Here is a 2795-nt window from a genome sequence, read left to right as displayed (position 1 = left end):
GGCCGCCTCGGCCGGCGGACGGGAGACCGGGTTGCCGCCGCCGGCGCGGCCGCGGCCGAGGACGACCCCGTCGCGGTCGGCCACCAGGCAGCGCGTGCTGGTGCCGCCGGCGTCCAGGCCCAGCACGGCCCGGCTCGTCACGGGGTCAGCGGGCACGGCTCAGGGCAGCCGGCGCAGCCGACCGGCGTAGCGGTCCTCCAGGGCCTGGTTGTGCTCGTCGCCGCCGGGGATGTTGGCCGAGAGGTAGACCGGCGGGGTGAGCCCGTCGGCGACCATCCCGTCGATCACCTCCGCCACCATCATCTGGGCCAGCATCGCCGCGGTCAGCGAGGAGATCCCGCAGGCCGCTCCGCCGCCGGGCAGCGGCAGCACCGCGTCGCCGTAGGGGGCGCCGTTGTCGAGCACCACGTCGGCCAGCTCGTACAGCTTCTTCCCGCCCGGGTGCCGCGAGGGCACCTGGGTGCTGTGCTGCATCGAGGTGACCGCGATCAGCGCGTGGCCCTTCTCCTTCACCAGCGAGGCGAACTCGACCACGCTGCCGTTGGCGCCGGAGTTGGAGGCGACGACGAACACGTCGGCCGGGTGCACCTGCGGGATCAGCCGGTAGATGGCGTGCGCGGTCTCGGGGTTGCGCTCCAGCAGCGGGTCGGCCAGGTAGTCCGCGCCGGCCTCGCCCACGATCACCGGGTCGCGCAGGGTGAGCTTGTTGGTGGGCACCAGCCCGCCGGCCCGCCCCGCGATCTCCATCGCGAAGGCCTCGGAGTGACCGGTGCCGAAGGCCTGCACCACCCCGCCGTCGTCCAGGCACCGCCGCAGCAGGGCGGCACCGGCGCTGACACCCTCGCGCTGGCTCTGCGCCACCTCCTGCATCGTGGCGGTCATGGTCTGGAGGAAGGCGGACGCGTCAGAGCTCATGGGCCGACCCTAGCCACGGCGTGCCGCCTCCTCCGGACGCGTCCGCGCTCACGTGGTCTCCAGCCGGAGCAGGGTCGCCTCGCCGGGGCCGAGGTCGACCCGGAACGGCGTCCGGCCGCGGCTGCGGTAGCGCTCGCTGGCCGGGTCGAAGGCCGAGGCCCGCTGCACCGCCGGCCCCCAGCGCAGCACGCCGCGGGCGTCCTCGGTGCGGGAGTGGTTGACCAGCAGCAGGTGGCGCCCGTCGGGCCCGTCGAAGCGGCCGAGCACCACGGCGTCACCGGTGAGCTCGGCGATCTCGTCGTCGGCCTCGAACGGCTCCAGCCCGCCCGGCACCGAAGCGAGGTTGGCCACCTGGACGGCGGTGGAGGTGAGCGGCAGCACCTGCAGCCCGACCTGCTGCAGCCAGGTGGTGTTGACCTCCTGGGTGGCCTCGTACAGCGGCGTGAGGGTGCCGTCGACGAGCACGATGCCGTCGTGGAAGTTCTCCCCGCGGGCCGGGTCGGGCGTCCAGTAGGTGAAGTACTGGATGCCCTTGCAGCCGTAGGCCAGGCTGATGTTGATCTGCCAGAGCAGGTCGGCCTTCGTCGGGACGGCGTGGGCGGTGTAGCCGACCGACTGCACGAAGGCCCAGGTGGGGATGCCGGTGGGCAGCGCGGCCGCGCGGACGTCGGCCCAGTTCTGGAAGTAGCCGACGTCCTCGCCCGAGGACAGGATCGGGTAGCGGTCGAAGGAGAGCACCTCCGGCGAGGTCTGCTCCACCGCGGCCCGGTAGTCGAAGCCCGGGAAGTGGTTGATGTAGGGCAGCACGTCGGGGTCGATGGAGCGGATGATGTCGGCCAGCGCGCCGAGGTCGGCCAGCTTCGGCACCGTCGGCTCGTCGTAGAGGTGGATGCCGGCGAAGCTGTCGAAGCCGCCGCCGTCGGGGACGTCCCACTGCCCGAGCCCGCCGGAGAAGTCCTCGGCGAGCAGCTGCCGGCCGTCGGCGTCCACCACCCGCACGTCGTCGTAGTAGGCCGACTCGCCGCCGGCCTGGCGGAACCCGACGCCGCCGCTGGCGAAGGTGGTGTCGGTGGTGGTGTCGACCACCCGGCCGTTGACCGAGGTGGTGAAGGTGTCGCCCTCGACCACGGTCTCGACCCGGTAGGTCTCCCCCGCCACCACGTCGAAGCCGAGCGGGACGACGGTGACCCGCGGTGCTCCGTCGACGAAGACGGCCTTGGTGAGGTTGCCCGGGCCGGACTGGTTGTTGAGCAGCCAGACGTAGGCGTTGCGCTCGTCGCGGGCGCGGAAGGCCCACCCGGACTGGGCGTAGCCGCCGGCTCCCGTGGCCCTCGGGCTGGTGGTGAAGGAGAGGGTGTAGTCGGTCCAGCCGGCGCTGTCGCGGCTGATCCCGATCGAGCCGTCGCCGGTGCCGCCGGTGATGAGCAGCCGGCCGTCGGTGACCTCCCACCAGCGCACCGGCCGGTAGCGGGCGATGATCTCGCGGAGCTTGGTCTCGGCCTCGGCGCGGGTGAGGGTGAAGGGCCCGCCGTCCTCGGAGATCGAGACGCTGCGGGTGAGCCAGCGGATGTCGGGGTCGTCGACCAGCACCTTGAGCCCGACCTGCTCGGCGGTGCGCAGCGACCAGGTGGCGATCTGGACGTCGGCCCAGCCGTAGTTGCCGGTGTGCAGGTAGGTGAAGCCGGCGTCGGCCATCTGCTGGTAGCGCTCGACGGTGGTCTCCAGCGGCGGCGGCGGCCAGAACACGCCGATCGGGAAGCGGGAGCCGTCGAGCAGCGGGCCACCGGTGCCGGTGGCGGTCGGCTGCTGCGGGGTGCGGGCGTGCGCGGGGGCGGCGGCCCAGCCGCTCGCCGGGACGCCCAGGGCGCCGCCGAGGGCGG

2 protein-coding genes are annotated in these 2795 nt (G+C 73.5%); both read right to left on the bottom strand.

The window, feature by feature from the left end; translation table 11 throughout:
• Positions 1-159: 159 nt before the first annotated feature.
• The gene (locus tag DVA66_RS19115; protein ID WP_114561431.1) at positions 160-915 is read right to left on the bottom strand and encodes a sugar isomerase domain-containing protein; all 756 of its coding nucleotides are present in this window, start codon (positions 913-915) and stop codon (positions 160-162) included.
• A gap of 48 nt (positions 916-963) precedes the next feature.
• Positions 964-2795 (bottom strand): hypothetical protein (locus DVA66_RS19110; RefSeq protein ID WP_114561430.1); only part of this gene is annotated, 1832 nt, incomplete at its 5' end.

It is taken from the genome of Desertihabitans aurantiacus, assembly GCF_003344635.1.
In the GTDB taxonomy this organism is placed as follows: Bacteria; Actinomycetota; Actinomycetes; order Propionibacteriales; family Propionibacteriaceae; genus Desertihabitans; species Desertihabitans aurantiacus.
This window is presented reverse-complemented; position numbering and strand designations above follow the sequence as displayed.